This window comes from Micromonospora sp. NBRC 110037 (assembly GCF_001652995.1).
Taxonomy (GTDB): Bacteria; Actinomycetota; Actinomycetes; order Mycobacteriales; family Micromonosporaceae; genus Micromonospora; species Micromonospora chalcea.
In genome coordinates, this window is sequence record NZ_BBVA01000002.1 from 125,428 (window position 1) to 150,839 (window position 25,412).

31 protein-coding genes are annotated in these 25,412 nt (G+C 74.7%); 28 read left to right on the forward strand and 3 right to left on the reverse strand.

Annotated elements, in window-relative coordinates; translation table 11 throughout:
• Window positions 1–65: 65 nt before the first annotated feature.
• The 14 genes from ftsZ (at window position 66) to A4R25_RS00635 (ending at window position 12,357) form a co-directional block, all read left to right on the forward strand.
• Window positions 66–1,181, forward strand: a complete 1,116-nt coding sequence (ftsZ, locus tag A4R25_RS00570) for a cell division protein FtsZ (RefSeq protein WP_030500246.1) — start codon at window positions 66–68, stop codon at window positions 1,179–1,181.
• A 9-nt stretch (window positions 1,182–1,190) separates the two neighbouring features.
• A complete protein-coding gene (locus A4R25_RS00575; RefSeq protein ID WP_064445230.1) occupies window positions 1,191–1,937 on the forward strand; it encodes a YggS family pyridoxal phosphate-dependent enzyme in 747 nt (248 codons plus the stop codon).
• A gap of 193 nt (window positions 1,938–2,130) precedes the next feature.
• The gene (locus A4R25_RS00580) at window positions 2,131–2,832 is read left to right on the forward strand and encodes a cell division protein SepF (protein WP_043329483.1); all 702 of its coding nucleotides are present in this window, start codon (window positions 2,131–2,133) and stop codon (window positions 2,830–2,832) included.
• 28 nt (window positions 2,833–2,860) lie between these two features.
• Window positions 2,861–3,166, forward strand: a complete 306-nt coding sequence (locus A4R25_RS00585; RefSeq protein ID WP_030500249.1) for a YggT family protein — start codon at window positions 2,861–2,863, stop codon at window positions 3,164–3,166.
• 41 nt (window positions 3,167–3,207) lie between these two features.
• Window positions 3,208–4,014 (forward strand): DivIVA domain-containing protein, encoded by an 807-nt coding sequence (locus tag A4R25_RS00590; RefSeq protein WP_043329484.1) that lies wholly within the window; start codon window positions 3,208–3,210, stop codon window positions 4,012–4,014.
• A gap of 300 nt (window positions 4,015–4,314) precedes the next feature.
• On the forward strand, window positions 4,315–4,851 hold the full coding sequence (locus A4R25_RS00595) for a hypothetical protein (protein ID WP_373887996.1): 537 nt from the start codon (window positions 4,315–4,317) through the stop codon (window positions 4,849–4,851).
• A 2-nt stretch (window positions 4,852–4,853) separates the two neighbouring features.
• Complete coding sequence (locus A4R25_RS00600; RefSeq protein ID WP_064445232.1) at window positions 4,854–5,162, forward strand: DUF167 domain-containing protein; 309 nt, start codon at window positions 4,854–4,856, stop codon at window positions 5,160–5,162.
• Window positions 5,163–5,184: 22 nt separating this feature from the next.
• Window positions 5,185–6,690 carry a potassium/proton antiporter gene (locus A4R25_RS00605; RefSeq protein ID WP_064445233.1) on the forward strand — a complete coding sequence of 502 codons (1,506 nt, stop codon included), beginning with the start codon at window positions 5,185–5,187 and terminating at the stop codon, window positions 6,688–6,690.
• A 224-nt stretch (window positions 6,691–6,914) separates the two neighbouring features.
• Entirely contained in the window at window positions 6,915–7,334 is a 420-nt protein-coding gene (locus A4R25_RS00610; protein WP_030500254.1) for a TraR/DksA C4-type zinc finger protein, read from the forward strand.
• Between the two features lie 66 nt (window positions 7,335–7,400).
• Entirely contained in the window at window positions 7,401–8,003 is a 603-nt protein-coding gene (gene lspA, locus A4R25_RS00615; protein ID WP_064445234.1) for a signal peptidase II, read from the forward strand.
• Window positions 8,000–8,944, forward strand: coding sequence for an RluA family pseudouridine synthase (locus A4R25_RS00620; RefSeq protein ID WP_064445235.1), 945 nt, complete (start codon window positions 8,000–8,002; stop codon window positions 8,942–8,944). The genes lspA and A4R25_RS00620 overlap by 4 nt, the downstream gene beginning before the upstream one ends.
• A 2-nt stretch (window positions 8,945–8,946) precedes the next feature.
• Window positions 8,947–9,801: a hypothetical protein gene (locus tag A4R25_RS00625; RefSeq protein ID WP_064445236.1), complete on the forward strand. Its 855-nt coding sequence runs from the start codon at window positions 8,947–8,949 to the stop codon at window positions 9,799–9,801.
• A gap of 140 nt (window positions 9,802–9,941) precedes the next feature.
• A complete protein-coding gene (locus A4R25_RS00630; RefSeq protein ID WP_064445237.1) occupies window positions 9,942–11,480 on the forward strand; it encodes a hypothetical protein in 1,539 nt (512 codons plus the stop codon).
• 49 nt (window positions 11,481–11,529) lie between these two features.
• Window positions 11,530–12,357 (forward strand): DUF2567 domain-containing protein, encoded by an 828-nt coding sequence (locus A4R25_RS00635; RefSeq protein ID WP_064445238.1) that lies wholly within the window; start codon window positions 11,530–11,532, stop codon window positions 12,355–12,357.
• Here A4R25_RS00635 and A4R25_RS00640 read toward each other — a convergent pair.
• Complete coding sequence (locus A4R25_RS00640) at window positions 12,323–13,027, reverse strand: LON peptidase substrate-binding domain-containing protein (RefSeq protein WP_043329490.1); 705 nt, start codon at window positions 13,025–13,027, stop codon at window positions 12,323–12,325. The two genes, A4R25_RS00635 and A4R25_RS00640, sit on opposite strands and share 35 nt — an antisense overlap.
• Before the next feature lie 108 nt (window positions 13,028–13,135).
• On the opposite strand from A4R25_RS00640, the gene hisD reads away from it, so the two are divergent.
• The 12 genes from hisD (at window position 13,136) to hisF (ending at window position 21,242) form a co-directional block, all read left to right on the forward strand.
• Window positions 13,136–14,461, forward strand: a complete 1,326-nt coding sequence (gene hisD / locus A4R25_RS00645; RefSeq protein ID WP_064445239.1) for a histidinol dehydrogenase — start codon at window positions 13,136–13,138, stop codon at window positions 14,459–14,461.
• On the forward strand, window positions 14,458–15,531 hold the full coding sequence (locus A4R25_RS00650) for a histidinol-phosphate transaminase (protein WP_064445240.1): 1,074 nt from the start codon (window positions 14,458–14,460) through the stop codon (window positions 15,529–15,531). The genes hisD and A4R25_RS00650 overlap by 4 nt, the downstream gene beginning before the upstream one ends.
• Entirely contained in the window at window positions 15,528–16,139 is a 612-nt protein-coding gene (gene hisB, locus A4R25_RS00655) for an imidazoleglycerol-phosphate dehydratase HisB (RefSeq protein WP_043329493.1), read from the forward strand. Before A4R25_RS00650 ends, hisB begins: the two co-directional genes overlap by 4 nt.
• A 5-nt stretch (window positions 16,140–16,144) precedes the next feature.
• A complete protein-coding gene (locus A4R25_RS31375) occupies window positions 16,145–16,306 on the forward strand; it encodes a hypothetical protein (protein ID WP_166456842.1) in 162 nt (53 codons plus the stop codon).
• Entirely contained in the window at window positions 16,306–16,929 is a 624-nt protein-coding gene (gene hisH / locus A4R25_RS00660) for an imidazole glycerol phosphate synthase subunit HisH (RefSeq protein WP_064445241.1), read from the forward strand. Before A4R25_RS31375 ends, hisH begins: the two co-directional genes overlap by 1 nt.
• Window positions 16,930–16,948: 19 nt before the next feature.
• Window positions 16,949–17,269, forward strand: a complete 321-nt coding sequence (locus tag A4R25_RS00665) for a hypothetical protein (protein WP_064445242.1) — start codon at window positions 16,949–16,951, stop codon at window positions 17,267–17,269.
• A gap of 19 nt (window positions 17,270–17,288) precedes the next feature.
• Complete coding sequence (gene priA / locus A4R25_RS00670) at window positions 17,289–18,017, forward strand: bifunctional 1-(5-phosphoribosyl)-5-((5-phosphoribosylamino)methylideneamino)imidazole-4-carboxamide isomerase/phosphoribosylanthranilate isomerase PriA (protein ID WP_043329497.1); 729 nt, start codon at window positions 17,289–17,291, stop codon at window positions 18,015–18,017.
• Window positions 18,014–18,436 (forward strand): RidA family protein, encoded by a 423-nt coding sequence (locus A4R25_RS00675; RefSeq protein WP_043329499.1) that lies wholly within the window; start codon window positions 18,014–18,016, stop codon window positions 18,434–18,436. Before priA ends, A4R25_RS00675 begins: the two co-directional genes overlap by 4 nt.
• 80 nt (window positions 18,437–18,516) lie before the next feature.
• On the forward strand, window positions 18,517–18,963 hold the full coding sequence (locus A4R25_RS00680; protein WP_064446417.1) for a MarR family winged helix-turn-helix transcriptional regulator: 447 nt from the start codon (window positions 18,517–18,519) through the stop codon (window positions 18,961–18,963).
• A gap of 1 nt (window position 18,964) precedes the next feature.
• On the forward strand, window positions 18,965–19,390 hold the full coding sequence (locus A4R25_RS00685; protein ID WP_064445243.1) for an organic hydroperoxide resistance protein: 426 nt from the start codon (window positions 18,965–18,967) through the stop codon (window positions 19,388–19,390).
• Window positions 19,387–20,388 (forward strand): NADP-dependent oxidoreductase, encoded by a 1,002-nt coding sequence (locus A4R25_RS00690; protein WP_064445244.1) that lies wholly within the window; start codon window positions 19,387–19,389, stop codon window positions 20,386–20,388. Before A4R25_RS00685 ends, A4R25_RS00690 begins: the two co-directional genes overlap by 4 nt.
• A gap of 86 nt (window positions 20,389–20,474) precedes the next feature.
• A complete protein-coding gene (hisF, locus tag A4R25_RS00695; protein WP_043329502.1) occupies window positions 20,475–21,242 on the forward strand; it encodes an imidazole glycerol phosphate synthase subunit HisF in 768 nt (255 codons plus the stop codon).
• A 7-nt stretch (window positions 21,243–21,249) separates the two neighbouring features.
• Here the strand turns inward: hisF and A4R25_RS00700 are convergent, their stop codons facing one another.
• Both A4R25_RS00700 and A4R25_RS00705 read right to left on the reverse strand, forming a co-directional pair.
• Window positions 21,250–21,711, reverse strand: a complete 462-nt coding sequence (locus tag A4R25_RS00700; protein WP_043329504.1) for a hypothetical protein — start codon at window positions 21,709–21,711, stop codon at window positions 21,250–21,252.
• Window positions 21,712–21,827: 116 nt separating this feature from the next.
• Window positions 21,828–22,463 carry a YitT family protein gene (locus A4R25_RS00705; RefSeq protein WP_043329506.1) on the reverse strand — a complete coding sequence of 212 codons (636 nt, stop codon included), beginning with the start codon at window positions 22,461–22,463 and terminating at the stop codon, window positions 21,828–21,830.
• Window positions 22,464–22,522: 59 nt separating this feature from the next.
• Between A4R25_RS00705 and A4R25_RS00710 the strand changes: the two genes are divergently transcribed.
• Both A4R25_RS00710 and A4R25_RS00715 read left to right on the forward strand, forming a co-directional pair.
• Window positions 22,523–23,974, forward strand: coding sequence for a PLP-dependent aminotransferase family protein (locus A4R25_RS00710; RefSeq protein ID WP_064445245.1), 1,452 nt, complete (start codon window positions 22,523–22,525; stop codon window positions 23,972–23,974).
• 72 nt (window positions 23,975–24,046) lie between these two features.
• Window positions 24,047–25,354, forward strand: a complete 1,308-nt coding sequence (locus A4R25_RS00715) for a low temperature requirement protein A (RefSeq protein WP_197494835.1) — start codon at window positions 24,047–24,049, stop codon at window positions 25,352–25,354.
• Window positions 25,355–25,412 lie beyond the last annotated feature (58 nt).

Below are 25,412 nucleotides of genomic sequence, written 5' to 3' on the forward strand. Positions count from 1 at the left end.
GGCCGCTGATCCGGCCAAGCCGTGTGGGGTCGGCCCATGCCAATCTCGAAGGGAAAGGACCGGAGATGACACCTCCGCACAACTACCTGGCGGTCATCAAGGTCGTCGGCATCGGGGGCGGCGGAGTCAACGCCGTCAACCGGATGATCGAGGTTGGGCTCAAGGGCGTCGAGTTCATCGCGATCAACACCGACGCGCAGGCGTTGCTGATGAGCGACGCCGACGTCAAGCTCGACGTGGGCCGGGAGCTGACCCGGGGACTGGGCGCGGGCGCCAACCCGGACGTCGGCAAGAACGCCGCCGAGGACCACCGCGACGAGATCGAAGAGGTCCTCAAGGGCGCCGACATGGTGTTCGTGACCTGCGGCGAGGGCGGCGGCACCGGCACCGGCGGCGCGCCGGTCGTGGCGAACATCGCCCGCAAGCTCGGCGCGCTCACCATCGGCGTGGTGACCCGGCCGTTCTCGTTCGAGGGCAAGCGCCGGCAGGTCCAGGCCGAGGCGGGCATCGAGGAGCTGCGCAACCAGTGCGACACGCTCATCGTGATCCCGAACGACCGGCTGCTCGCGCTCGGTGACCGCAACATCTCCATGATGGACGCGTTCCGCACGGCGGACCAGGTGCTTCTCTCCGGTGTCCAGGGCATCACCGACCTGATCACCACGCCGGGTCTGATCAACCTGGACTTCGCCGACGTGAAGAGCGTGATGAGCGGCGCGGGCAGCGCGCTCATGGGCATCGGCAGCGCCCGGGGCGAGAACCGCGCCGTCGAGGCGGCCGAGGCGGCCATCTCCAGCCCGCTGCTGGAGCAGAGCATGGACGGCGCGCGCGGTGTGCTGCTGTCCATCGCCGGCGGGTCGGACCTCGGCCTGTTCGAGATCAACGACGCGGCGCAGCTGGTCACCGACGCGGCCCACCCGGACGCGAACATCATCTTCGGCGCGGTCATCGACGACGCGCTCGGTGACGAGGTGCGGGTCACCGTGATCGCGGCGGGCTTCGACGGGGGCGCGCCCGCGTACAAGGCGGTCGAGCCGCCGCGCAAGAGCAACCAGAACCCGCCGGCCCAGCCGAACGCGCCGGTGAGCCCGCCGGCCACCATGCCGGCGCCGCAGCAGCCGTCGCGGCGGGTGCTCTTCGACGACGTCGACGTGCCCGACTTCCTCAAGAACGGGTCCTGAGCCGCGCCGATGACGGAGTCACAGACGGCGGTGCGGCCCGAGCGGCGCGCCGAGCTGGCGGCCGGGCTGGCCCGGGTCCGGGCCCGCATCGCCGACGCCTGCGCGGCGGCCGGGCGGCAGCGGGACGCGGTCACCCTGGTCGCGGTGACCAAGACGTACCCGGCGTCGGACGTGGTGGCGCTGGCCGCGCTGGGCGTGACCGACGTCGGGGAGAACCGCGACCAGGAGGCGGCGCCGAAGGCGGAGGCGGTGGCCGAAGCCGGCGCCGCGCCGCGCTGGCACTTCATCGGCCAGCTGCAGCGCAACAAGGCCCGGTCGGTGGTCCGGTACGCCGACGTGGTCCAGTCGGTGGACAGCGTCCGGCTGGCCGCCGCGCTGGACGCCGCCGCGGGCGCGGTCCGGGACCGGCCGCTGGACGTGCTGGTGCAGGTGAGCATCGACGGCGACCCGGCCCGGGGCGGGGCACTGCCGGGCGCCGCCGATCCGCAGCGCGGGCTCGACCCGGTCGCTGCGGCGGTGGCCGGCGCGGACGGGCTGCGGCTGGCCGGCCTGATGGCGGTGGCGCCGCTGGGCTGGGAGCCGGACCGGGCGTTCGCCCGGCTGGCCGAGGTGGCGGCGGCGCTACGGGCCGACCATCCGGGCGCCACGGTGCTGTCGGCGGGGATGAGCGGCGACCTGGAGAGCGCGATCGGGCACGGCGCGACACATGTCCGTGTCGGCAGCGCGTTGCTCGGAATGCGCCCTGCGCTGCGGTAGCCTCACCACGACGGAAGCAAATTACATCAGTGTTGTTCAGGACGGCGTCCCCGTAGCCGGGGGCCGTGACGGGCGGACCGCGAACCGCACGTCAGGGGATTGCCGATCCGGTCCGGTGGGCATGATCGTCCACTCGTGATCAAGCGACACGGCACGGGGGCGCGTGCCGCACGGCGGACGGAAGGGCGCGGGGATGGGTGCACTGCGCAAGGCGGGGGTCTGGCTCGGTCTGGTCGAGGAGGACGACGAGCGGGCGTACGAGGACGGTGGCTACGACAAGGGTGGCTACCGGGACTCGTCGCGCTACCGGTCGAGCCGGTACGCCGAGGAGTTCGCCGACGAGGACGACGACGAGGCCGACGAGCCGCCGGCGACGCGGTCCCGCCTCAGCGACCGGGGCCGGCTGTCCGAGCGCGCCTCCAGCCGGTCGGTCGACACCGACCGGGGCGACGTGGAGCGCCCGGAGCGGGTCGAGCGCTCCAGCGTCCGGTCGATCACCCGGTCCTCCGCCGGCGAGACCTCGGGCGCCCTGACCTATCACACGCGGGACAATCTCGCGCTCGCGCCGCAGGCCCAGCCGCGCGAGCGGGAGCGGGTGGCGCCGGAGGACGAGCAGCGCTACCAGATCACCACGCTGCACCCGACCACCTACCGCGAGGCGCGGACCATCGGCGAGCACTTCCGGGACGGCGTCCCGGTGATCATCAATCTCACCGAGATGGACGAGGCGGACGCCCGCCGCCTTGTCGACTTCGCCGCCGGGCTCGCGTTCGGCCTGCGCGGTACGATCGAGCGCGTGACCAACCGGGTGTTCCTGCTCTCACCGGCCAACGTCCAGGTCACCGCGGAGGACAAGGCCAAGATCGCTGAGGGCGGCTTCTTCAGCCTGAGCTGACCCACATGACCGAGGGACGTCGCCTGCCGTGTTGTCGATCCTGTTCCAGGTGCTCTACCTGCTGCTGTACATCTTCCTAATTGTCCTTTTGGCGCGATTTGTTATGGGGGCGGTGCTGGCCTATGGTCGCCGCTGGCAACCGGGCCGGGGAGCGTCGGCGGGACTGGAAGTCGTGTGGAGCGTCACTGATCCGCCCCTGCGAGCGTTGAGGCGTGTGATCCCGCCACTGCGAATTGGTACCGTGAGCATCGACCTGGCCTCCCTTGTGCTCCTGGTTATCCTGTTCGTGCTGATGGAGTTCGTGTTTAGGCGCCTGATCTTCGCGTTTGCCTGACCAGAGCGCTTTCGCGGCCGCAACTGACCCGAGGAGTTTCGATGCCGCTGACCCCGGCCGACGTTCACAACGTCGCCTTCAAAAAGCCGCCGATCGGCAAGCGGGGGTATGACGAGGAGGAGGTCGACGCCTTCCTGGACGAGGTCGAGCGCGAGCTGGCCCGTCTGATCGAGGAGAACAACGAGCTGCGCGCCCAGGTGGAGCGCGGCGGTCGGGGTGGCGCTCCCGCCGGCCCCGGCGGTGACGCCCGCCTCGCGGCGGAGCTCAACGACGTCAAGGCCCAGCTCGACCGGGTGCAGCGCGACAAGGCGGCCGCCGAGCAGGCGGCCCGCGCGATGCAGGCCGAGCTGGAGCAGGTCCGCACGCAGGGCGGCCCGGCCGGGGTGACCGGGGACGGCGAGCAGCAGGCGCTGCGGGTGCTCATGATGGCCCAGCGCACCGCCGACGACCACGTCTCCGACGCCCGTCGCGAGGCCGACCAGCTGCTCTCCGAGGCCCGTTCGAAGGCCGAGGAGGTCACCCGGGAAGCGCGCGCCAAGGCCGACGCCCTGGAGCGGGACGCCCGCCAGCGGCACCAGGAGGCCATGGGCGGCCTGGACGCCAAGCGCACCGCGCTGCAGAAGCACATCGAGGAGCTCAAGCAGTTCGAGCGCGAGTACCGCACCCGGCTCAAGGCGTACCTGGAGAGCCAGCTGCGTGACCTCGACGGTCGCGGCCAGGGCCTCGAGGTGGAGATGAACCGCGCCGAGGGCACCCGTGCCGCCGGCAGCAACGGTCTCGCCGCGGCCGGCCTCGCCGGCTCCTACGGCGGTGGCCGCGGCGCCGGCTCGCTCGAGTCCGGCCGCTGATCCCGCGTCGGTGGCCGTCCCCGTGACGGCCACCGACCGCCCAGACCGACACGACGCGGCCGGGGGTGAGCCGTGGTAGCCGCCAGCATCCTGCTCATCGTCGTCGCGGTCGTGCTGCTGGTCGCCGGGCTCGCCGGCGGATCCAGCATCCTGCTCATCGTCTCGATCGCGGCCAGCGTCCTGTCCGCCGTCGTCTTCGTCGCGTTCGCCCGCCAGGCGGCCGCGGCGCGGGCCACGGCCGGCCGGGCGACCGGGCCGCGTACCCGGACCGCGCACACCGTCCCGTCTCCGGACGACCCGGTGAGCCCGGTCCCGCACCACACGTCCACGGTCGACGCCGGCGGATCCGGGTGGCGGCAACCGCCCGGGTCGCCGGTGACCGAACCGGACGACACCCCGCCGCCGGCCGCGTACTCACCACCGGCCGATCCGTTCGACGCCGATCCGTACACCGCGCCTTACGAGCCGGCGACCGCCGAGTCGTACGAACGCGTCGCCGCCGAGCCGGTGACCGACGCGGAACCGACGCCCTACTCACCGCCCGGCCAGCGCGCCTCGGACGCCACGCGGCCCACCTCGCCCGCGCCGGGCGATGCGTTCGACGGCGACCCGCCGGCCGAGTACCTCTCCGCCGGGCAGGTGGCCCGGCTGGTGCGGCTGCCCGGCGAGGTCCTGGTGGTCGACGGCCACCCCCGCTTCCACCTGCCCGGCTGCCCGCATCTGGTGGGCCGGGAGGACGAGCCCGTTCCGGTCGCCGAGGCGGTCGGCCTGGGCTTCACCCCGTGCGCGCAGTGCGCCGCCGCCACCACCCTGCTGGCCGAGGCCCGGCCCCGCTGACCATGACGATCGCGGACGACACGCTCACCGTCGCGGTGCGGGTGAAGCCCGGCGCGGCCCGGACCCGGGTCGGCGGCCGGTACGACGGGCCGCTGGGTCCCGCGCTCGTCGTCGCGGTGCACGCGCCGGCGGTGGACGGCCGTGCGACCGAGGCGGCCCGGAGGGCGCTCGCCGAGGCGCTCGGCGTCCGGCCGGCGACCGTGTCGCTGCGCTCCGGCGCGGCCAGCCGGGACAAGCTCTTCCTGGTGGAACGCCCGCACGCCGAACTGCCCGAGGTGCTGCGGCGACTGCGCGACGGCAGCACGCCGTGAGATCCGCCCGGGCCGGTCGGCGATGACCCCCGGGCTGGACGTCGCGTTGCTGGTGGGCGCCGCCGTGCTGCTGGTGGCGGTGGGCGCGGTGCGCTTCTCCACCCGGCTCGGCGTGCCGAGCCTGCTGGTCTACCTGGCGCTCGGGGTGCTGCTCGGCGAGGCCGGGCTGGGCATCCGCTTCGACGACGTCGAGCTGACCCGGGTGCTCGGCTTCTGCGCGCTCATCGTGATCATCGCGGAGGGCGGCCTGACCGCCCGGTGGAGCACGCTGCGGCCGGTGCTCGGGCTGGCGGCCACGCTGTCCACCGTCGGCGTGGTGGTCAGCATCGTGGTCGTCGGCGTGGTGGTGCACCTGCTGCTCGACCTGGACTGGCGGCTGGCGCTGCTCTACGGCGCGGTGCTCTCCTCGACCGACGCGGCGGCGGTGTTCGCCACGCTGCGCCGGTTGCGCCTGCCACCCCGGCTGGTGGCCGCGCTGGAGGCCGAGTCCGGGGTGAACGACGCGCCCGTCGTGCTCGTGGTGCTGCTGCTCTCCCGCGCCGGAGCGGAGGCGGCCCACCCGTGGTGGTACGAGGCGCTGCTGCTCGGCTACGAGCTGGGCGTCGGCGCGGCGGTCGGGGTGGGCGCCGGGCTGGCCGGGCGGTACGCGCTGCGCCGGGCCGCGCTCCCGTCGGCCGGCCTGTACCCGATCGCGGTGGTCGGCTTCACCGTGCTGGCGTACGCGGCCGGCTCGGTGGTGCACGCCTCCGGCTTCCTCGCCGTGTACGTGGCCGGCGTGCTGCTCGGCAACTCCCGCCTGCCGCACCGGCAGGCGATCCTCGGCTTCGCCGACGGGCTGGCCTGGCTGGCCCAGATCGGCCTGTTCGTGTTGCTCGGCCTGCTGGTCTCGCCGAGCCGGCTGGAGACCGCGGTGCTGCCCGCCGTGATCACCGGGCTGGCCCTGCTGCTGCTCGCCCGGCCGTTGTCGGTGGCGGTGTCCGCGCTGGCGTTCCGGGTCAACCTGCGCGAGCAGCTCTTCCTGTCCTGGGCGGGTCTGCGCGGCGCGGTGCCGGTCGTGCTCGCCACCATCCCGCTGTCGCTGCACGTGCCGGGGGCGGACCGCCTCTTCGACGCGGTCTTCGTGCTGGTGGTGATCTTCACGTTGCTCCAGGCCGGAACGCTGGCGCCGGCGGCCCGCCGGCTGGGCGTGATCGCGCCGGCCGAGCCGAACGAGATCATGCTGGAGACCGCCCCGCTGGAGCGGATGCGCGCCGACCTGCTCCAGCTGGAGGTGCCGGACGGGTCCCGGCTGGCCGGGGTGCACGTGGACGAGCTGCGGCTGCCGGTGGGCGCCGCGGTCACGCTGGTGCTGCGCGACGGCGTCGGGTTCGTGCCCGGCGCGGACACCCGGCTCAAGGTCGGGGACAGCCTGCTCATCGTCGCCACCGCCGGCGTACGGGACGAGACCGAGCGGCGGCTGCGGGCGGTGAGCCGCCGGGGCCGGCTGGCGCGATGGTTCGGGGAGTACGGCGAGGAGACGGCCCGCTGATCTGCTACCGTTCCTTTTGCCCCGATTGATGGCAGTCCGGGGCGGATACGTGGGACGACGGTGCGGCACGTTGTCGGACGCCTGTACGTTCCGTATTCTTGCCAACCTCCGGAGTGCACGGCGGGCCCGCTCGCCGTGCACCCTTCCGTACGCGGAGACGCCGACGACGGCGTCCCCGCCCACGTACCGCTGACCGCCGCGCCACGCGGCTGAGGGAGCTGACGATGGCGAAGCCAGCCGACACCAGGACCGCCGGCCGCAAGCCCGCGCCGAAGGCCACCCGCAGCGCGGCGGAGACCGAGAAGATCCGGGCCGCCCTGGCGGCGCGGCGGGACGAGCTGAACGCCGAGTACGATCAGACGCTGAGCGAGATCACCGAGCTGCAGCGCGACCGGCTGACCGACTCGGCCGGGGACGACCAGGCCGACACCGGCACCAAGACGTTCGAGCGGGAGCAGGAGATCTCTCTCGCCAACAGCATCAAGGAGCGGATCACGCAGGTCGAGCGCGCGCTGGAGCGCCTCGACGAGGGCGGCTACGGCTGGTGCGAGCGGTGCGGCAACCCGATCCCGGTGGAGCGGCTCGCCGCGTTCCCGTCGGCCACCCTCTGCGTGACCTGCAAGCAGCTGGAGGAGCGGCGCTGATCACCGCTCCCCGGCGGCCGTACGGCAGACGGTGACCACGCCGTCGCAAGCGTCGATGGGGAGCAGATGACCGCAGCACCGCCCGCCGGTTCCGGCACCACCGAGTCGGGTGCCGGCGCGCCCCGCCGCAGGGCCGTCGGCCTGCTGCTCGGCGTGTCCCTGTTCTCGCTGCTGGCGGATCTGGGCACCAAACAGCTCGCGCTGGCCGAGCTGACCGGCCGGGAGCCGGTGTCGGTGCTCGGCGGCGCGGTCTACTTCAGCCTCACCCGCAACAGCGGCGCCGCCTGGAGCATCGGCTCCGACCACACCTGGGTCTTCCCGATCATCACGTTCGTGGTGATCGGGTGGATCGCGTGGATGGCGCTGCGGCTGCGCTCGCTGCCGTGGGCGGTGTCGCTGGGCCTGGTGCTGGGCGGCGCGCTGGGCAACCTGATCGACCGGATCTTCCGCGCGCCCGGGCACTTCGTCGGCCACGTGGTCGACATGATCAGCCTCTTCGACCCGTACGGCCAGGTCTGGCCGGTGTTCAACCTGGCCGACAGCTCGCTGGTCTGCGGCGTGGTGCTGGCGGTCTTCCTGGAGCTGACCGGCCGGCAACGCGACGGCTCCCGGCTGCGCGACGAGAAGCGCGACGACGCCGCCGCGACCGAGCAGCGGGAGACCGCGTGACCTCCGCGTTCGCCGCCGGCGGCGACACCCGCTCCCTGCCCGTCCCGGACGGCCTCGACGGCATGCGCCTGGACCAGGCCGTGTCCCGGCTGTTCGGGCTCTCCCGCACCGCCGCCGCCGGCCTGATCGACGCCGGCGACGCGCTCGTCGACGGCGTGGCCCGGCCCAACTCGCACAAGGTCAAGGCCGGCTCGTGGCTGGAGGTCACGCTGCCTGCGCCGCCCGCCCCGCCGACCGTGGTGCCGCAGGCCGTGCCCGGCCTGACCGTGGTGTACGCCGACGACGACATCGTGGTGGTGGACAAGCCGGTCGGGGTGGCCGCGCACCCGAGCCCCGGCTGGACCGGCCCGACGGTGATCGGCGGGCTGGCCGGCATCGGCCACCGCATCTCCACCAGCGGCGCGGCGGAGCGGCAGGGCGTGGTGCACCGGCTCGACGTCGGCACCACCGGGATCATGGCGGTGGCCAAGAGCGAGCGCGCGTACACCGCGCTGAAGCGGGCGTTCAAGGAGCGCGAGGTGGAGAAGCGCTACCACGCCGTGGTGCAGGGCCACCCGGACCCGCTGCGCGGCACCATCGACGCGCCGATCGACAGGCACCCGCACCACGACTACCGGTGGGCGGTGGTCTCCGGCGGCAAGCCGAGCATCACCCACTACGACACGCTGGAGGCGTTCCCCTCCGCCAGCCTGCTCGACGTACGGCTGGAGACCGGGCGCACGCACCAGATCCGGGTGCACTTCTCCAGCATGCGGCACCCCTGCGTGGGCGACCTGACCTACGGGGCGGACCCGACTCTGTCGGCCCGGCTCGGGCTGTCCCGGCAGTGGCTGCACGCCCGTTCGCTGAGCTTCGCGCACCCGGGCACCGGCGACGAGGTGACGTTCGTCAGCGACTACCCGGAGGATCTGGCCCGGGCGCTGGAGATCCTGCGCGACTGACCATGAGCGACGACACCGCGCCGCCGCGCCGGTCCCGGTTCACCACGCTGACCTGGTTGGCGCTGGCCTGCGCGCTGGTGGTGCTGGTGGTAGCGGTGGCGCAGCGGCGGGACCGTCCGGTGAGCGACCGCACTGTCGGCGAGGTGACCCGGGTCGGGGTGGCCGCCGGCGCGAGCGTCCCGGCGTACCTGCGTGCCGCCGGGGAGGAGCTGGCCGCCCTCGACGCGCCCGACGCCTACGCGCTCGTCTCGTTCGCCGGCTACCTGACCCCGGCGCGGGCGGCCGCCGCGCTGGACGGCGCGCCGGTCTCGGCGGTGGTGGCGCGGGTGCCGCTGTCCGGCCGGCAGACCGAGATCGTCCGGATCGCGGCGTTGCGGCTGCCGGACGACGTGGTCGCCGGGATGGCCGACGTCGCCGGGCGCAAGGACCGGGAGGCCGCCGACTACCGGTCGCGCGCCGCCGCCCCGGCGGCCACCGCCGATCCGGAGCTGCGCCGGGTGTACGAGAGCGGGGCCGAGGTCGCGGCCCGGGAGGCGGCCGCCTACCGGACCGGGTGCGCCTGCGTGTACGCCGCGGTGGTCCGTGCCGCGCCGGACGCGCTGCGCGCGCTCGCCGGGCGCCCGGACGTACGGGTGGTGGACCCGGCGCCGGAGGTCACCCGGCTCGACCGGACGGTGTTCACCCCGCCGCTGCCGGAGCAGCGTGACGTGGCCCGGCCGCCGGCGGACAGCGCGGCGGCCCAGGGCGGCGGAATGGGCGATTCGTCGGAAGCTGCACGGACGGTGAGCGGACCTTCACCGACCGCCCGTGCGCCGGTCCCCGGATCCGGGCCACCCAATCCCGCTCCCACCTCCTGAGACATCAGCGGGCGCGGCCACCCGGTCGATCCCACCGTGCGGCGGGTCACCGGGCGATGTGCGGCGCGGGGAGTGGTCCGAATAGGGTTTCGTTCGTAGCCTGTCAGGCGGAGATCGATGGGCTGGGGGAGGGCGAATCCTTGGACGGCAGCGAGACCGGCTGGGGTCGGCAGGGCGAGCCGGCACCGCGGTGGCGGGCGCTGCTCGACCGGGCCCGGCTCGGCGGTCGCGGCGCGGAGCACGCCGACGCCGACCGGCACGTCGAGGACCACCACGCGCCGCCGCCCGACCCGCTGCCACGCCGCGCCGCCGGCACCGGCTGGACCGGGCGCGCCGCCGCCGTCGGCCGCGCCCCCGACGGGTCGTACGGCGCCGAGCCCGGTTACCGGGCCGAGGCCACGTTCCGCGTCGACCCCGCCTTCCGCGCCGACCCCCGCCAGGAGGGTGAACCGGCCTACCGGGCCGAGCCGGCGTACCGCACCGACCCGGAGCCGTCCTGGCGCGCCGGGCAGCCCTATCCGGCCGAGCCGTCCTGGCGCGCCGAGCCGTCTGTCGCGCCGGACCCGTCCTTCGCCGCCGAGCCCCGGCCGGAGCCGTCCTGGCGCGCCGAACCGGCGCTGCCGGAGCCGCGCGGCCGGGCCGAGGCGCCGGCCGAGTCGCGCTACTCCCTTCTCGACGGTGGCTACCGGCCCGCGCCGCCGCCGGCCGAGTCCCGGTACGCCCTGCTCGACCGGGGCCGCTACCGGCCGGACGTCCCGCCCGCGCCGGAACCGGTGGTGCCCGCGCCGCGCAGCCCGCTGGAGGGCCGCTCCGGCCGCGCCGGGCGGGTCGCGCCGGCCCAGGCGCAGTGGCGTGCCCCCGAGCCGGACGCCGAGCTGGAACGCGCCACCAGCGTGCTGCGCCGCGAGCTGGGCACGCCCCGGGTGCTCGCGTTCGCCAACCCCAAGGGCGGGGTGCACAAGACCACCGCCACCGTGCTCGCCGCGGCGACGGTGGGCAGCGTCCGCGGGCGCGGCGTGCTCGCCTGGGACGACAACGAGCTGCGCGGCACGCTCGGGCTGCGGGCCGGCAGCGCCCGGCACGCCCGCACCATCCGCCACCTGATCCACGACCTGGCGCAGATCGAGATCCTCGAGGGCAACCGGCTGCTGTCCCACCTCGACGACTACCTGCGGCACGCCTCCGACGGCTCGTACGACGTGCTGGCCGGCGAGGAGAGCCCGCGCTTCGCCCAGCGGCTCGACCAGTTCACCGTCAAGCGGGTGCTGGAGCTGCTGCGCCGCACCCACGAGGTGGTCTGCGTGGACACCGGCAACAACGTGGAGAGCCCGAACTGGCGCACCGTGATGCAGGCCGCCGACCAGCTCGTGGTGACCACCGTGCCGCGTGAGGACGCGGCGTTCAGCGCGGACTGGATGCTCGACCTGCTGCACGAGGAGGGCATGGGCGACCTGGCCGACAACGCGGTCACGTTGATCTCCTGCCCGACGCCCGGCCGGACCTCCCTGCAGGACGACCTGGAACGGCACTTCGCCACCCGGACCCGGGCGGTGGCGGTGGTGCCCTACGACCCGGCGCTGGAGACCGGCTCCTCGATCGAGTACCACCAGCTCCAGGCCGAGACCCGCAACGCCTGGCTCAAGGCCGCCGCGGTGATGGTGGAACCGTTCGCGCGCTGAGGCGGCGACCACCGCCCCGCGCCGTGCCCCGGCCTGAGAGGATCAACGGGTGACTCCGGACACCCCTGATCCCGAGCGGACGCGCGAGCGTGCCGACGGCGCCGAGGCGCGGCCCGAGCGCGAGCAGCCGCCCGCCTGGCCCGGCGGACCACCCGGCTGGCCCGGCGGACTGCCGGTGCCCGCCGGCACCCCGGTCACCGCGCCCGGCGCCGACCCGCTGGCCGGGCATCCGGGCGTCGTGACGCAGCTCCCCGGTGCGTCGCCCGCGTCCCGGCGCTCCGCCGGCCGGGTGGTGGCGACCACCCTCGGCGTGGCCGCGCTGCTCACCGCGCTCGGCGCGCCGCTCGGGCTGCTCTGGGTGTGGGCGGCGCCGGCCACCCCGGTACGGCAGACGCCGGCCGGCGCGGTCTACGCCACCACGCAGCCGGAGCAGCCGATCGCCGCGGACGGCTGGTTCAGCCTCCTGACCCTCGGCTTCGGCGTGCTCGCCGCGATCACCCTGTGGGTGGTGCTGCGCCGCCGGCGTGGTCCGGCGGGCCTGCTCGCGGTCACCCTCGGCGGTCTCGGCGCGGCGGTGGTGGCCTGGCAGGTCGGCCGCCGGATCGGCCTGTCCACGTTCCAGCGGCTGGTGGAGACCGCGCCGCCGGGTACCGCCTTCACCAAACCCGTCGACCTGCGCGCCGGCGGCGTCGACTGGTTCGGCCCGCTCCCGCTGCCGCACGGCAACCTGCTGCTCGCCGCGTTCGGCGCCGCAGTCACGTACACGCTGCTCGCGGGCTGGTCGCGGTGGCCGTCGCTGCGGCCGGAGCCGGAGTTCGACGGCGGGTGGCCGCCGCCGGGGTTCAGTTCGGCGCCGGGAGACCCGCCAGCTCGCTGAGCGGCACCGGCACCGCCCGGACCTGCCGCAGCAACGCCGTCTCCCGGTTGAGCAGGCGCAGCTCGGCCCGCAGGCGGGCGGCGGTGTCGTCGATGGCGAGCAGTCGCTGCCGATCGTCCACGGTCAGCGCGGCGGTCGCGGCCACCAGGTGCGAGAGCACCGTCGGGTCCTCCGGCAACTGCTCGGAGATCTCCTGCTGGTCCGGCCGGATCAGGCCGAGATATTGCCGGAACACCGAGATCACCCGGGCCGCCAGCAGGTCGGCCGTCTCGTCCGGGCCGCCCGGCTCGGGCAACCACTCCACCTCCGCCGTCAGGTAGGGCTCGGCGGAATGGTCGACCTCGGCGAGGCGGAACCGGCGCCGCCCCACGGTGACGATGTCGAACCCGCCGTCGGCCAGCTCGGTGACCTGCCGCAGCTCGGCGGTGCAGCCCACCTCGTGCAGCGTGACCTCGCCGGCGGTCAGCCCGAAGCGCCCCGGCGGCCCGGCCGGCGCCACCTCCCAGCCGGCCCGGATCGCGACCACGCCGAACTCGCGCGGCGCGCCCTCGGGCAGCGCCACCAGGTGGCGTACCAGCGCCCGGTAGCGCTCCTCGAAGATGTGCAGCGGAAGGACCAGCCCGGGGAAGAGGACGGTCCCGAGCGGGAACACCGGCAGCCGTGCGCTCACGCGATCGAGCGTATCCCCAACGCGCCCGCCCGCGCGTGTCCCGGCTCACCGTCCCGGCGTGCGGGCGGCCCGGGCCGGTCGCCGCGGCGGCGGCCTAGACTCGCAGGCGTGCTGAATCGGATCGACCTGCGCGGCGGGGCACGTGACCCGCGCCGCCTGCTGCCCCGTGCCCAGCTCGACGTCTCCGTGGCGGTCGAGCGGATCCGCCCGCTGGTCGAGGCGGTCCGGGAGCATGGGTACCCGGCGATCCGGGAGGCCAGCGAACGGTTCGACGGTGTGTCACCGGAGCGGCTGCGGGTGCCGGTCGAGACGATCCGCGCCGCCGAGGACGAGCTGGACCCGCAGGTCCGCGCCGCGCTGCTGGAGTCGATCACCAGGGCCCGCAAGGTGCACGCCGACCAGCGCCGCACCGACCACACCACGACCGTGGTGCCCGGCGGCACGGTCACCGAGCGGTGGGTGCCGGTCGACCGGGTCGGTCTCTACGTCCCCGGCGGCCTGGCCATGTACCCGTCGACGGTGGTGATGAACGTGGTGCCGGCCCAGGCGGCCGGGGTGCGCTCGCTGGTGGTGGTGAGCCCGCCGCAGAAGGACAACGACGGCCTGCCGGACCGCCGGGTCCTGGCGGCCTGCGCGCTGCTCGGCGTGGACGAGGTGTACGCCGTCGGCGGCGCCCAGGCCGTCGCCATGCTCGCGTACGGGGCGGGCGCCGACCCGGCCGGGGACGAGCGCTGCGAGCCGGTCGACATGATCACCGGCCCGGGCAACATCTGGGTCACCGCCGCGAAGCGGCTGCTGCGCGGCGTGGTCGGCATCGACGCCGAGGCCGGCCCGACCGAGATCGCGATCCTGGCCGACGACACCGCCGACCCGGCGCACGTCGCCGCCGACCTGATCAGCCAGGCCGAGCACGACCCGCTCGCGGCCAGCGTGCTGGTCACCCCGTCCACCGCGCTGGCCGACGCGGTCGACGCGGAGCTGACCCGGCAGGCGCCCGCGGCCAAGCACGCCGAGCGGATCGGCACCGCGCTGCGCGGCGAGCAGAGCGGCGTGGTCCTCGTCGACGACCTGGAGGCGGGCCTGCGGGTGGTCGACGCGTACGCGGCCGAGCACCTGGAGATCCAGACCGAGAACGCCCGCGAGTGGGCGCTGCGGGTCCGCAACGCCGGTGCGGTGTTCGTGGGCGCCTGGTCGCCGGTGTCGCTCGGCGACTACTGCGCGGGCTCCAACCACGTGCTGCCCACCGGCGGCTGCGCCCGGCACTCCTCCGGGCTGTCCGTGCAGTCGTTCCTGCGCGGCGTCCACCTGGTCGAATACACGCAGGAGGCGCTGCGCGACGTGGCCCCGCACGTGGTCACGCTGGCGACCGTGGAGGACCTGCCCGCGCACGGCCAGGCGGTCAGCGTCCGGTTCCCCGAGGGCGGGGCGTCGTGACCACGCTCGACGACCTGCCGATCCGCGAGGACCTGCGCGGGCGCACGCCGTACGGCGCGCCGCAGCTCGACGTGCCGGTGCGGCTGAACACCAACGAGAACTCCTACCCGGTGCCCGAGCCGGTGGTCGAGGCGATCGGCAAGGCGCTCGCCGCCGAGCTGCGTGACCTCAACCGCTACCCGGACCGGGACGCGGTGGCGCTGCGCGCCGACCTGGCCGCCTACCTGGGACACGGGCTCACCGCCGACCACGTGTGGGCGGCGAACGGCTCCAACGAGATCCAGCAGCAGCTGCTGCAGGCGTTCGGCGGTCCCGGGCGCACCGTGCTCGGCTTCACCCCGGCGTACTCGATGCACCCGCTGCTGGCGCTCGGCACCGGCACCCGGTGGGTGCCCGCCCGGCGCGGCGCGGACTTCGGGCTCACCGCCGCCGACGCGGTGGCCCAGGTCCGCGAGCACCGGCCGGACGTGGTGTTCCTCTGCTCGCCGAACAACCCGACCGGCACCGCGCTCGACCCGGCCGTGGTCGCCGCCGTGCTGGACCAGGCGCCCGGCATGGTGGTCGTGGACGAGGCGTACGCCGAGTTCGCCCGGCCCGGCACGGTGAGCGCGCTGGCGGTGCTGCCCGGCCACCCGCGGCTGGTGGTGACCCGCACCATGAGCAAGGCGTTCGGCTTCGCCGGCGGGCGGCTCGGCTACCTGGCCGCCGACCCGGCGGTGGTGGACGCGGTGCAGCTGGTCCGGCTGCCGTACCACCTGTCCGCGCTCACCCAGGCCGCCGCCCGCGCGGCGCTGGCGCACCGGGACGCCCTGCTCGGCACCGTGGCCGCGATCATGGAGCAGCGGGACCGGATCGTCGCCGAGCTGCGCGCCCGGGGCCACCGGGTGGCCGACAGCGACGCGAACTTCGTGCTGTTCGCCGTCGACGGGGACCAGGCGGTGGCCTGGCGTACCCTGCTCGATGCCGGCGTGCTGGTGCGCGACGTCGGCCTGCCCGGCTGGCTGCGCGTCACCGCCGGCACCCCGACCGAGACCGACGCCTTCCTCACCGCGATGGAGAACGTTTCATGAGCCGGATCGCCCGGATCGAGCGGGTCACAAACGAGACCAAGGTGCTCGTCGAGATCGACCTCGACGGCACCGGCCAGGCCGACATCTCCACCGGCGTCGGCTTCTACGACCACATGCTCAACCAGATCGCCCGGCACGGCGGCTTCGACCTGACCGTGCACACGGTCGGCGACCTGGAGATCGACGCGCACCACACGATGGAGGACACCGCGCTGGCGCTGGGCGCCGCGTTCGACCGGGCGCTGGGCGACAAGGCGGGCATCCGGCGGTACGGCTCGGCCACCGTCCCGATGGACGAGGTGCTGGTCCGCGCCGCCGTCGACCTGTCCGGCCGCCCGTACGTGGTGCACGACGAGCCGGCGCTGGCCCCGTACATCGGGCCGGTCTACCCGACGAGCATGACCCGGCACATCTGGGAGTCGTTCGGCCAGTCGGCCCGGATCACGCTGCACGTGGACGTGCTGCGCGCGGCCCGGCCGGGCGGTCACCCGGACGCGCACCACGTGGTCGAGGCGCAGTTCAAGGCCGTCTCCCGCGCGCTGCGCGAGGCCACCGCGCTCGATCCCCGTAACGCCGGTGTGGTGCCGTCCACGAAGGGCGCTCTCTAATGAAGGTGCTGCCCACTCTCGTGTTGATCCTGGCCGGGCTGCTGGTCGGCGGGACGTGGTCGCTGCTCAAGCAGGGCGCGCCGCGCGCCGCCGTGGTGGTCACCGGGCTGCTGGCCGTACTGGCCACCGTCGCCGGGGTGCTCTGGCTGCTGCCGGGGGAGAGCTGATGACGCGGCGCGTGGTGGTGCTCGACTACGGCTCGGGCAACCTGCGGTCGGCCGAGCGCGCGGTGGCGCGGGCCGGCGCCGACGTGACCGTCACCGACGACCTGGACGCCGCCGCGTCGGCCGACGGCCTGGTGGTGCCGGGCGTCGGCGCGTTCGCCGCCTGCATGGCCGGGATCGAGGCGCTGGGCGCCGGGCCGGTGATCGCCGAGCGGGTCGCCGCCGGGCGGCCGGTGCTGGGCATCTGCGTCGGCATGCAGATCCTCTTCGGGCACGGCGAGGAGCACGGCGTGGTCACCAAGGGGCTCGGGCTGCTGCCCGGCGGCGTGACCCGGCTGCCCGCGCGGCGGCTGCCGCACATGGGCTGGAACACGGTGCGGCCGCCGGCCGGCTCGACGCTGTTCGCCGGGCTGCCGGAGGGCACCCGGTTCTACTTCGTGCACTCCTACGGCGTGACGGACCCGGCGGCGCTGGCCGAGGCGGGCGCCACGGTGACGACCGCGCACCACGGCACGGACTTCGTGGCCGCGGTGGAGCGGGGCGCGCTGTCGGCCGCCCAGTTCCACCCGGAGAAGTCGGCCGACGCCGGTTCGGCGCTGCTGCGCAACTGGCTCGGCACGCTGTGACCGGCCCGCTGGCGTCGGCGTGAGCAAGGAGCGGGCCCGCCGCCGCGCGGCGCGCGAGGCCGAGCAGGAGCGTGCGCGCGCCGCCCGCGCCCGCCGGGTGGCCCGCCGGGAACGGCGTCGTTCCCTGGTACGCCGGCTGACGCCGTCGCTGCGGCGCGGCCGTACCGGCCGGCTGCGCCGGCACACCCGCCGGGAGCGGGCGACGATCCTGGTGCTCACCGCGGTGGCGGTGGTCGGCATCTGGAGCCTGGTGGACGACCTGGCGCTGCGGCTGGTGCTGGTCGCGTTGTTGTTGCTGGTCCTGCCCGCGATCGTGGTGATCGCGCTGGACCGTCGTTGAGGATCCGAGGAGAGAAGCGTTGAGCCTCACCCTGTTGCCCGCCGTGGACGTCGCCGACGGCCAGGCCGTCCGGCTCGTGCAGGGCGCCGCCGGTAGCGAGACCGCGTACGGCGACCCGCTGGACGCGGCGCTGGCCTGGCAGTCCGACGGCGCGGAGTGGATCCATCTGGTGGATCTGGACGCCGCGTTCGGGCGGGGCTCCAACGCCGCGCTGCTGGCCGAGGTGGTCGGCAAGCTGGACGTGAAGGTGGAGCTGTCCGGTGGCATCCGCGACGACGAGTCGCTGCGGGCGGCGCTGGCCACCGGGGCGGCGCGGGTGAACATCGGCACCGCCGCGCTGGAGGATCCGCAGTGGTGCGACCGGATCTGCGGCGAGTACGGCGACCGGGTGGCGATCGGGCTGGACGTGCGCGGCCGTACCCTGTCGGCGCGCGGCTGGACCCGCGACGGCGGTGACCTGTACGAGGTGCTGGCCCGGCTGGACGCGGCGGGCGCGGCGCGGTACGTGGTCACCGACATCACCAAGGACGGCACCATGCGCGGGCCGAACCTGGACCTGCTGCGCGAGGTGTGTGCCCGCACCGACGCCCCGGTGATCGCCTCCGGCGGCGTGTCCACGCTCGACGACCTGCGGGCGCTGGCCACGCTGGAGCCGGTGGGCGTGGAGGGCGTGATCGCCGGGAAGGCGCTCTACGCGGGCGCGTTCACCGTCGCCGAGGCGCTGGCGACGCTGCGGGCCGGCGCGTGACCGCCGCGCCGCCCGAGCCGCCGGCGGACGCCGGTGTGGTGACCCGGCTCGGCTCGGGCGGCCCGTGGGAGGCGCTGTACGGCTACTCGCGGGTGGTCCGGGCCGGTTCGCTGGCGATCACGGCCGGCTGCACCTCGACTGTGGACGGCCGGGTGGCGCACGCCGGCGACGCGGCGGCGCAGACCGCGCAGGCGATCCGGATCGGCCTGGACGCGCTGGCCGAGGTGGGCGCCGGTCCGGGCGACGTGGTGCGGACCCGGATGTACGTGACGGACCGGATCTTCGCCGACGAGGTGGGCCGGGCGCACAACGCGGTGTTCGGCCCGGTACGCCCGGTGGCGACGATGGTGGTGGTGGCCGGGCTGATCGACCCGGACCTGCTGGTCGAGGTCGAGCTGGAGGCGTACCTCCCCGCCTGAGGCGGTCCGGGGTGCCTCGCGCGCCCCGGACCACACGCCGATCGGTTGTGCGCAACTTAATTGTGCGTTACGGTTCCACGGTGACCGATGATCTGGTGCTGCGCCGGCAGGTGTGCTTCGCCCTCTACGCGGCGTCGCGCGCCATGACCGACGTCTACCGGCCCATCCTCGACGAGCGCGGCCTGACCTACCCGCAGTACCTGGTGCTGCTGGTGCTCTGGGAGCGTGACGACGACGCCCCCACGGTCTCCGAGCTCGGCGCCGCGCTCCGGCTCGACTCCGGCACGCTCTCCCCGCTGCTCAAGCGGCTGGAGGCGGCCGGCCTGGTGGTGCGTACCCGCTCGGCTGCCGACGAGCGCCGGGTCGAGGTGGGCCTCACCGGCCAGGGCCGGGCCCTGCGGGAGCGGATGTGTGACGTGCCGCGGCAGGTGGCCACCGCCACCGGGCTCACCGAGGCCGAACTGGTCTTCCTCCACGGCATCCTCACCCGGGTCACCGAGACGATCCACCGACAGAAGGAGCAGTGACATGCAGGTGCTCTACACCGCCTCCGCCCGCGCCACCGGCGACGGCCGCGACGGTCACGTCCGCACCTCCGACGGCACGGTCGAGCTGGACCTCGCCGTACCGAAGGAGATGGGTGGCGCCGGCGGCGCGGCCAACCCGGAGCAGCTCTTCGCGGCCGGCTACGCGGCCTGCTTCCACTCCGCGCTGCGCGTGGTCGCCCGCAAGGCCAAGGCGGACGTCTCCGGCTCGGTGGTCGAGGCCGAGGTGGGCATCGGCCCGAACGGCAGCGGCGGCTTCGGCCTCGCCGTGACGCTCGTGGTGGACCTGCCCGCGGTCGAGCGCGCGGCCGCCGAGCAGTTGGTCGACGCGGCCCACCAGGTCTGCCCCTACTCCAACGCGACCCGGGGCAACGTCGAGGTCACCCGCACGGTCCGCGAGGCCCGATGAGCGGGATGAACCGGGAGATCCATCTGGCGTCCCGGCCGCAGGGCTGGCCGACCGCGGAGAACTTCCGGCTGGTCACCACCGAGGTGCCGACGCCGGGCCCGGGGCAGGTGGTGGTCCGCAACCGGTTCATGTCCGTCGACCCGTACATGCGCGGGCGGATGAACGACGTCAAGTCGTACGTGCCGCCGTTCGCGCTCGACGCCCCGCTCGACGGGGGCGCGATCGGTGAGGTGGTGGCCGGCGAGGCCGGCGGCGTCAAGCCCGGCGACACGGTGCTGCACGGGCTGGGCTGGCGCGAGTACGCGCTGGTGGACGCCAAGGGCGCGCGCAAGATCGACCCGGACCTGGCACCGGTGACCGCCCATCTGGGCGTGCTCGGCATGACCGGGCTGACCGCGTACGCCGGGCTGCTCGACGTGGCCGCCATGAAGCCGGGGGAGACCGTCTTCGTCTCCGGCGCGGCCGGCGCGGTGGGCAGCATGGTCGGCCAGATCGCGAAGCTGCGCGGCGCCGGCCGGGTGATCGGCAGCGCCGGCTCCGCGGCGAAGGTGGAACGGCTCACCGCGCTCGGCTTCGACGCCGCGTTCGACTACCACGACGGCCCGGTGTCCAAGCAGCTCAGGGCGGCCGCGCCGGACGGCGTCGACGTGTACTTCGACAACGTCGGCGGCGACCACCTGGAGGCCGCGATCGGGGCGATGAACGTGCACGGCCGGGCCGCCATCTGCGGCATGATCGCGCAGTACAACGCCACCGAGCCGCCGGCCGCGCCGCGCAACCTGGCGCTGGTGATCGGCAAACGCCTGACGCTGCGCGGGTTCCTCGTCAGTGACCACGGTCACCTGCGGGAGCAGTTCGTGCAGGAGGTGGCGGGCTGGCTGCGCGAGGGCCGGCTGTCGTACGACGAGACGATCGTCGACGGCATCGAGCAGGCCCCGGAGGCGTTCCTCGGCCTGCTGCGCGGCGAGAACCTCGGCAAGATGCTGGTCCGTCTCTGACCGGCGTGAACCCGTACCACCACGGGCGGTGGTGACCGGCCTCACCGGCGGGTCACCACCGCCCGCGCGTTGGCTAGGCTCGGGGCATGACGGTGGCGGTACGGGTCATCCCGTGTCTGGACGTGGACGCCGGGCGCGTGGTCAAGGGGGTCAACTTCCTCGACCTGCGCGACGCGGGCGACCCGGTGGAGCTGGCGGCGGCGTACGACCGGGCCGGCGCGGACGAGCTGACCTTCCTCGACGTCACCGCCTCGTCCAGTGACCGCGGCACCATGCTGGACGTGGTGCGGCGTACCGCCGAGTCGGTCTTCATCCCGCTCACCGTGGGCGGCGGCGTCCGCCAGGTCGCCGACGTCGACACGCTGCTGCGGGCCGGGGCGGACAAGGTGGGCGTGAACACCGCCGCCATCGCCCGCCCGGAGCTGATCGCCGAGATCGCCGACCGGTTCGGCAGTCAGGTGCTGGTGCTCTCGCTGGACGTGCGCCGCGCGCCCGACGGCACGACGCCGAGCGGTTTCGAGGTGACCACGCACGGCGGGCGGCGGGGCACCGGGCTGGACGCGGTCGAGTGGGCGGCGCGCGGCGCCGAGCTGGGCGCGGGGGAGATCCTGCTCAACTCGATGGACGCCGACGGCACCAAGGCCGGGTTCGACCTGCCGCTGATCCAGGCGGTCCGGGAGGTGGTCGACGTGCCGGTGATCGCCAGCGGCGGCGCGGGCGAGGTGGCGCACTTCCCGCCGGCCGTCGGCGCGGGGGCGGACGCGGTGCTCGCGGCGAGCGTCTTCCACTTCGGTGAGCTGACCGTCGGCGAGGTCAAGGACGCGCTGCGCGGCGCCGGGCACCCGGTGCGCTGAGGCGCGCTCACTGCCGGCCGGAGTGCCCCTCGGGGGAGCGGCGCGGCATCGGGATCGAGCGGACCACGTACTCCTGCACGGCGGCGGCGTGATCGTCCTCGTCGAGCTGCCACTCGGACTCACCGGGCGGGTGCCGGCGGGTCAGCACGCCCTGCACGGTGTCCACAGTGGTGCCGAGCCCGGCGCTGGGGCGGGTGCGCCAGAGCCGCTCACCGTCCGGTGTGACCCGGAACCAGCCGTCGGCGACGCTGACCAGGCCCGCGCCGACGAGCCGCCGGACCGCGCCCTCCACCTCGTGCCGCTCGGGGATGGCCTGGTTGAGGTGGTCGGCGGTGGAGAGGACGTCGGCCAGTCGTACGCCTTCGGGGCGGCGTGTCGACGCGGACCGCCGGTGCCGGCCGGCGCCACTGGCGATGACAAGCGCGACGAAGATCCAGGCGTCGCTCCAACGCCATCCGTTCTCCCCCATGCAGGAATGATGCCCGGCCGCGACGGCGGAGGAAACACCTGGTTTTGCTGTTCTTCGTCACCGCAGCTCAGCGCGTTGCGGATCGCTTCGGGCCGTGGCGGTCGGCCCGGCGCCGGTCACGTAGCGTAAGCGCCGCTCGCCGGACGTGCGGGCAGCGCGAAGACCGGGATGAAGAACTGGGCGAGCGGGCCGATGGTCAGCGCGTACGCCACGGTGCCGAGGCCGACGGTTCCGCCGAGCAGCCAGCCGAGGGCCAGCACGGTGACCTCGATGCTCGTGCGGACCAGCCGCACCGAGAAGCGGGGATGACGGGCGACGAATCCGGTCATCAGACCGTCGCGGGGCCCGGGGCCGAGCCCGGCGCCGAGGTAGAGCCCGGTGGCGGCGCCGTTGGCGACGATCCCGGCCACGAGCATCGCGGCACGCGCCGGCATGCCCTCACCGGGCGGCAGCACGGCCAGGGTGGCGTCGACGACCAGGCCGATGACCACGACGTTGCTGACCGTGCCGAGGCCGGGCCGCTGCCGCAGCGGGATCCAGAGCAGCAGCACGAGAGCGCCGACGGCGATGGTGACGGTGCCGAAGGAGAGACCGGTCTGCCGGGCGAGCCCCTGGTGGAACACGTCCCACGGGTCCAGCCCCAGCTCCGACCGGATCATCAGCGCCATGCTGAGGCCGTACAGGACGAGCCCGGCGTAGAGCTGGGTGAGTCGTCGAGCCGAACGGTGCCCGAGATTGCCAAGCGGTGCCATGCATGCCACCCTAGGGGCCAATTGCAGGACGTAAGGGGTCCAATTTCGGAGGTGTGGCCATGACCAGCCAGGTGCGCGGCGTCCAATTGGCGCGACTCCTCGGCCAGTGGCATGCGCTGCCGGGCCGCCGCCGCAGCCCCGACTACGCCGCGCTCGCCGGCGCCGTCCGGGGCCTGCTCGCCGACGGCCGGCTGCCCCTGGGGGTACGCCTGCCGGCCGAGCGGGAACTGGCCGAGGCGCTGCGGATCAGCCGGACCACTGTCACCGCCGCGTACCGGGAACTGCGGGAGAGCGGCCACCTGGCCAGCCGCCGGGGCGCCGGGAGCTGGACCATGCTGCCCGGCGGCCACCGGGTCGCCAGCACCGGGCTGTGGACGCCGCTGGACGACCGCGACATGATCGACCTCGGCGTGGCCGCGCTGTCCGCGCCGCCGCAGCTCGTCCCGGCCGCCCGGGCGGCCGCCGAGGACCTGCCCCGCTACCTCGGCGGGGCCGGCTACCACCCGACCGGCATCATCGAGCTGCGGGAGGCGGTGGCCCGCGGGTACACCGAGCGCGGGCTGCCCACCAGCCCGGAGCAGATCATGGTCACCAGCGGCACCCAGCACGCGCTGGACCTGGTGCTGCGGCTGGCCCTGTCGCCCGGTGGCGCGGTGCTCGTCGAGTCACCCACCTACCCCAACGCGCTGGCCGCGCTGGCCGCCCGGCGCGCCCGGATCGCCACGCACGGCCTGTCCGACGAGGGCTGGGACGCCGAGCTGCTGCTCGGCAGCATCCGGCAGACCCGGCCGAAGCTCGCGTACGTGATCCCGGAGTTCCACAACCCGACCGGCCACCTGATGGCGGCCGACCTGCGCGAACGGCTGGTCGGCGCGGCCCACGCGGCCGGCACCGACCTCGTCGTCGACGAGTCCTTCGTCGACCTGCCGCTGGACGGCACCCCGCTGCCGCCGCCGGTCGCGGTCTTCGACAGGCACTCCCGGGTGATCAGCATCGGCGGGATGAGCAAGCCCTACTGGGGCGGCCTGCGGATCGGCTGGGTCCGCGCCTCCGCGCCCCAGGTGCAGCGGCTCGCCGCGGCCCGGGTCGGGGTGGACATGGCCAGCCCGGTGCTCGACCAGCTCGTCGCCGTGCACCTGCTCGCCGAGGCGCCGGCCATCGTGGCCGCCCGCCGGGCCCAGCTCGCCGCGCAGCGCGACGCCCTGGTCGCGGCGCTCGCGGAGCAGCTGCCCGACTGGCGGGTCACGCCGCCGCGCGGCGGCGTGACGCTCTGGGCCGAGCTGGACGGCCCGATCTCCAGCGCGCTGGCCCGGGCCGCCGAGGAGGTCGGCGTACGGCTGGCGCCCGGACCCCGGTTCGGCCTGGACGGGACGCTCGAGCGCTTCCTGCGGTTGCCCTTCACGCTGCCCGCCGAGGAACTGGTGGAAGCGGTGGGCCGGCTCGCCGCGGTGCGCTACGACCTGGACCGCACCAGCCGCCCGCAGTGGCGCGAGCCGAGCGTCATCGCCTGACCGCCCGCCCGATCCGGTGGTGAACCGCCCGAACCACAGCTGCGGGCGGGTCCGCGCCCGCACACTGCCCGGGTGGGAGACGGGGACGCGGTCCGGTGGTCGTGGGCGGTGCAGCGCAGCGCGCCGGGCTCCCGCACCACCCGGCTGGAGCTCTTCTACGACCTGGTCTTCGTCTTCGCGTTCCTGAGCGTCACCACGCTCACCGCCTCGGTGCTCACGCCCGCCAACCTCTACCGGTTCCTGCTGGTGCTGGCGCTGCTCTGGTGGTCGTGGACCGGCTTCGCCCGGATGGGCAACGCGTTCCGCGCCGACCAGGGGATGCTGCCGCTGATCGGCGTCGTCACCGTGGCGGCCACGTTCCTGCTCGTGCTCAGCACGCCCAGCGCGTTCGCCAACAGCGGTGGCTGGCTGCCCGGGCCGCTGGTCTTCGCCGCGTGCTACTTCGTGATCCGGACCGCCCAGCTCACCGTCTTCGCCTGGGCCGACCGCGCCGACCCGGCCCGGCGCCGGGGACTGCGGATGCGCTTCCTGGCCCCGACGGTGGCCACGGCGCTGCTTGTCGTCGCCGGCACACTCCCCGGCCGGCTGCCGCAGGAGCGGTTCGCGGTCGGGCTGCAACTGGCGCTCTGGACGCTGGCGCTGCTTGTCGAGTACGTCGCCGGGACGGTCCTGGGCCAGCAGTGGTGGGTGGTGCTCTCGGCCGGGCACTGGGCGGAACGGCACGCGCTCATCGTGCTCGTCGCACTCGGCGAGTCGATCATCGCGCTGGGGCTCGGCCCGAAGCGCGGGCTGCCGCTCACCGGCCCGGTGGCGATCGCCGCGTTGCTCGGCATCACGGTCGTGGCGGCGCTGTGGTGGGCGTACTTCGACACGCTGGCGTTCGCCATGGAACAGGTCCTGCACCAGGCCCGGGACCGCGCCACACGGCTGCGGCTGGCCCGCACCGCGTACACGTTCCTGCACCTGCCGATAGTCGCCGGGATCATCCTCTACGCGCTCGGCCTCAAGGACCTGCTGGCCGAGGCCGCCGATCCGCACACGCCCGCCTGGGGGCTGCCGCTCGGCGACTTCTGGGGCGCGATCCTGTTCGGCGGGGTCGCGTTGCACCTGCTCGGCGTCGCCGGGTGCTGGTGGGTGGCGCTGCGCGAGATCCACTGGCGGCTGCTGACCACCGTGGGGGCGCTGACCGCGGTCGCCCCATTCGTGTTCCGTGTGCCGGAGCTGGTCGCGCTGATCGTGCTGGCGGTGGTCACCGGCGCGGGAGTGGCCTGGGAGACCCGGGGCGAGAACGGTCACCGGCGCCGGGTACGCCAGCTCGCGCTGGAGGAGCAGATCGCCGCCGAGGCCGAGCAGAGCCGCTGGCGGCAGCAGCACCTCTGACCGGCGCCGACGCGAACGGCCGTGCCCCGGGACGGTGGGGCACGGCCGGCGCTACCGG

What these genes read in the sequence shown, in the direction of transcription:
- ftsZ (WP_030500246.1), top strand. Translation starts at nt 66, where the DNA reads ATGACACCTCCGCACAACTACCTGGCGGTCATCAAGGTCGTCGGCATC.
- A4R25_RS00575 (WP_064445230.1), top strand. Translation starts at nt 1,191, where the DNA reads ATGACGGAGTCACAGACGGCGGTGCGGCCCGAGCGGCGCGCCGAGCTG.
- A4R25_RS00580 (WP_043329483.1), top strand. Translation starts at nt 2,131, where the DNA reads ATGGGTGCACTGCGCAAGGCGGGGGTCTGGCTCGGTCTGGTCGAGGAG.
- A4R25_RS00590 (WP_043329484.1), top strand. Translation starts at nt 3,208, where the DNA reads ATGCCGCTGACCCCGGCCGACGTTCACAACGTCGCCTTCAAAAAGCCG.
- A4R25_RS00600 (WP_064445232.1), top strand. Translation starts at nt 4,854, where the DNA reads ATGACGATCGCGGACGACACGCTCACCGTCGCGGTGCGGGTGAAGCCC.
- A4R25_RS00605 (WP_064445233.1), top strand. Translation starts at nt 5,185, where the DNA reads ATGACCCCCGGGCTGGACGTCGCGTTGCTGGTGGGCGCCGCCGTGCTG.
- A4R25_RS00610 (WP_030500254.1), top strand. Translation starts at nt 6,915, where the DNA reads ATGGCGAAGCCAGCCGACACCAGGACCGCCGGCCGCAAGCCCGCGCCG.
- lspA (WP_064445234.1), top strand. Translation starts at nt 7,401, where the DNA reads ATGACCGCAGCACCGCCCGCCGGTTCCGGCACCACCGAGTCGGGTGCC.
- A4R25_RS00625 (WP_064445236.1), top strand. Translation starts at nt 8,947, where the DNA reads ATGAGCGACGACACCGCGCCGCCGCGCCGGTCCCGGTTCACCACGCTG.
- hisB (WP_043329493.1), top strand. Translation starts at nt 15,528, where the DNA reads ATGAGCCGGATCGCCCGGATCGAGCGGGTCACAAACGAGACCAAGGTG.
- hisH (WP_064445241.1), top strand. Translation starts at nt 16,306, where the DNA reads ATGACGCGGCGCGTGGTGGTGCTCGACTACGGCTCGGGCAACCTGCGG.
- A4R25_RS00685 (WP_064445243.1), top strand. Translation starts at nt 18,965, where the DNA reads ATGCAGGTGCTCTACACCGCCTCCGCCCGCGCCACCGGCGACGGCCGC.
- A4R25_RS00690 (WP_064445244.1), top strand. Translation starts at nt 19,387, where the DNA reads ATGAGCGGGATGAACCGGGAGATCCATCTGGCGTCCCGGCCGCAGGGC.
- hisF (WP_043329502.1), top strand. Translation starts at nt 20,475, where the DNA reads ATGACGGTGGCGGTACGGGTCATCCCGTGTCTGGACGTGGACGCCGGG.
- A4R25_RS00700 (WP_043329504.1), bottom strand. Translation starts at nt 21,711, where the DNA reads ATGGGGGAGAACGGATGGCGTTGGAGCGACGCCTGGATCTTCGTCGCG.
- A4R25_RS00705 (WP_043329506.1), bottom strand. Translation starts at nt 22,463, where the DNA reads ATGGCACCGCTTGGCAATCTCGGGCACCGTTCGGCTCGACGACTCACC.
- A4R25_RS00710 (WP_064445245.1), top strand. Translation starts at nt 22,523, where the DNA reads ATGACCAGCCAGGTGCGCGGCGTCCAATTGGCGCGACTCCTCGGCCAG.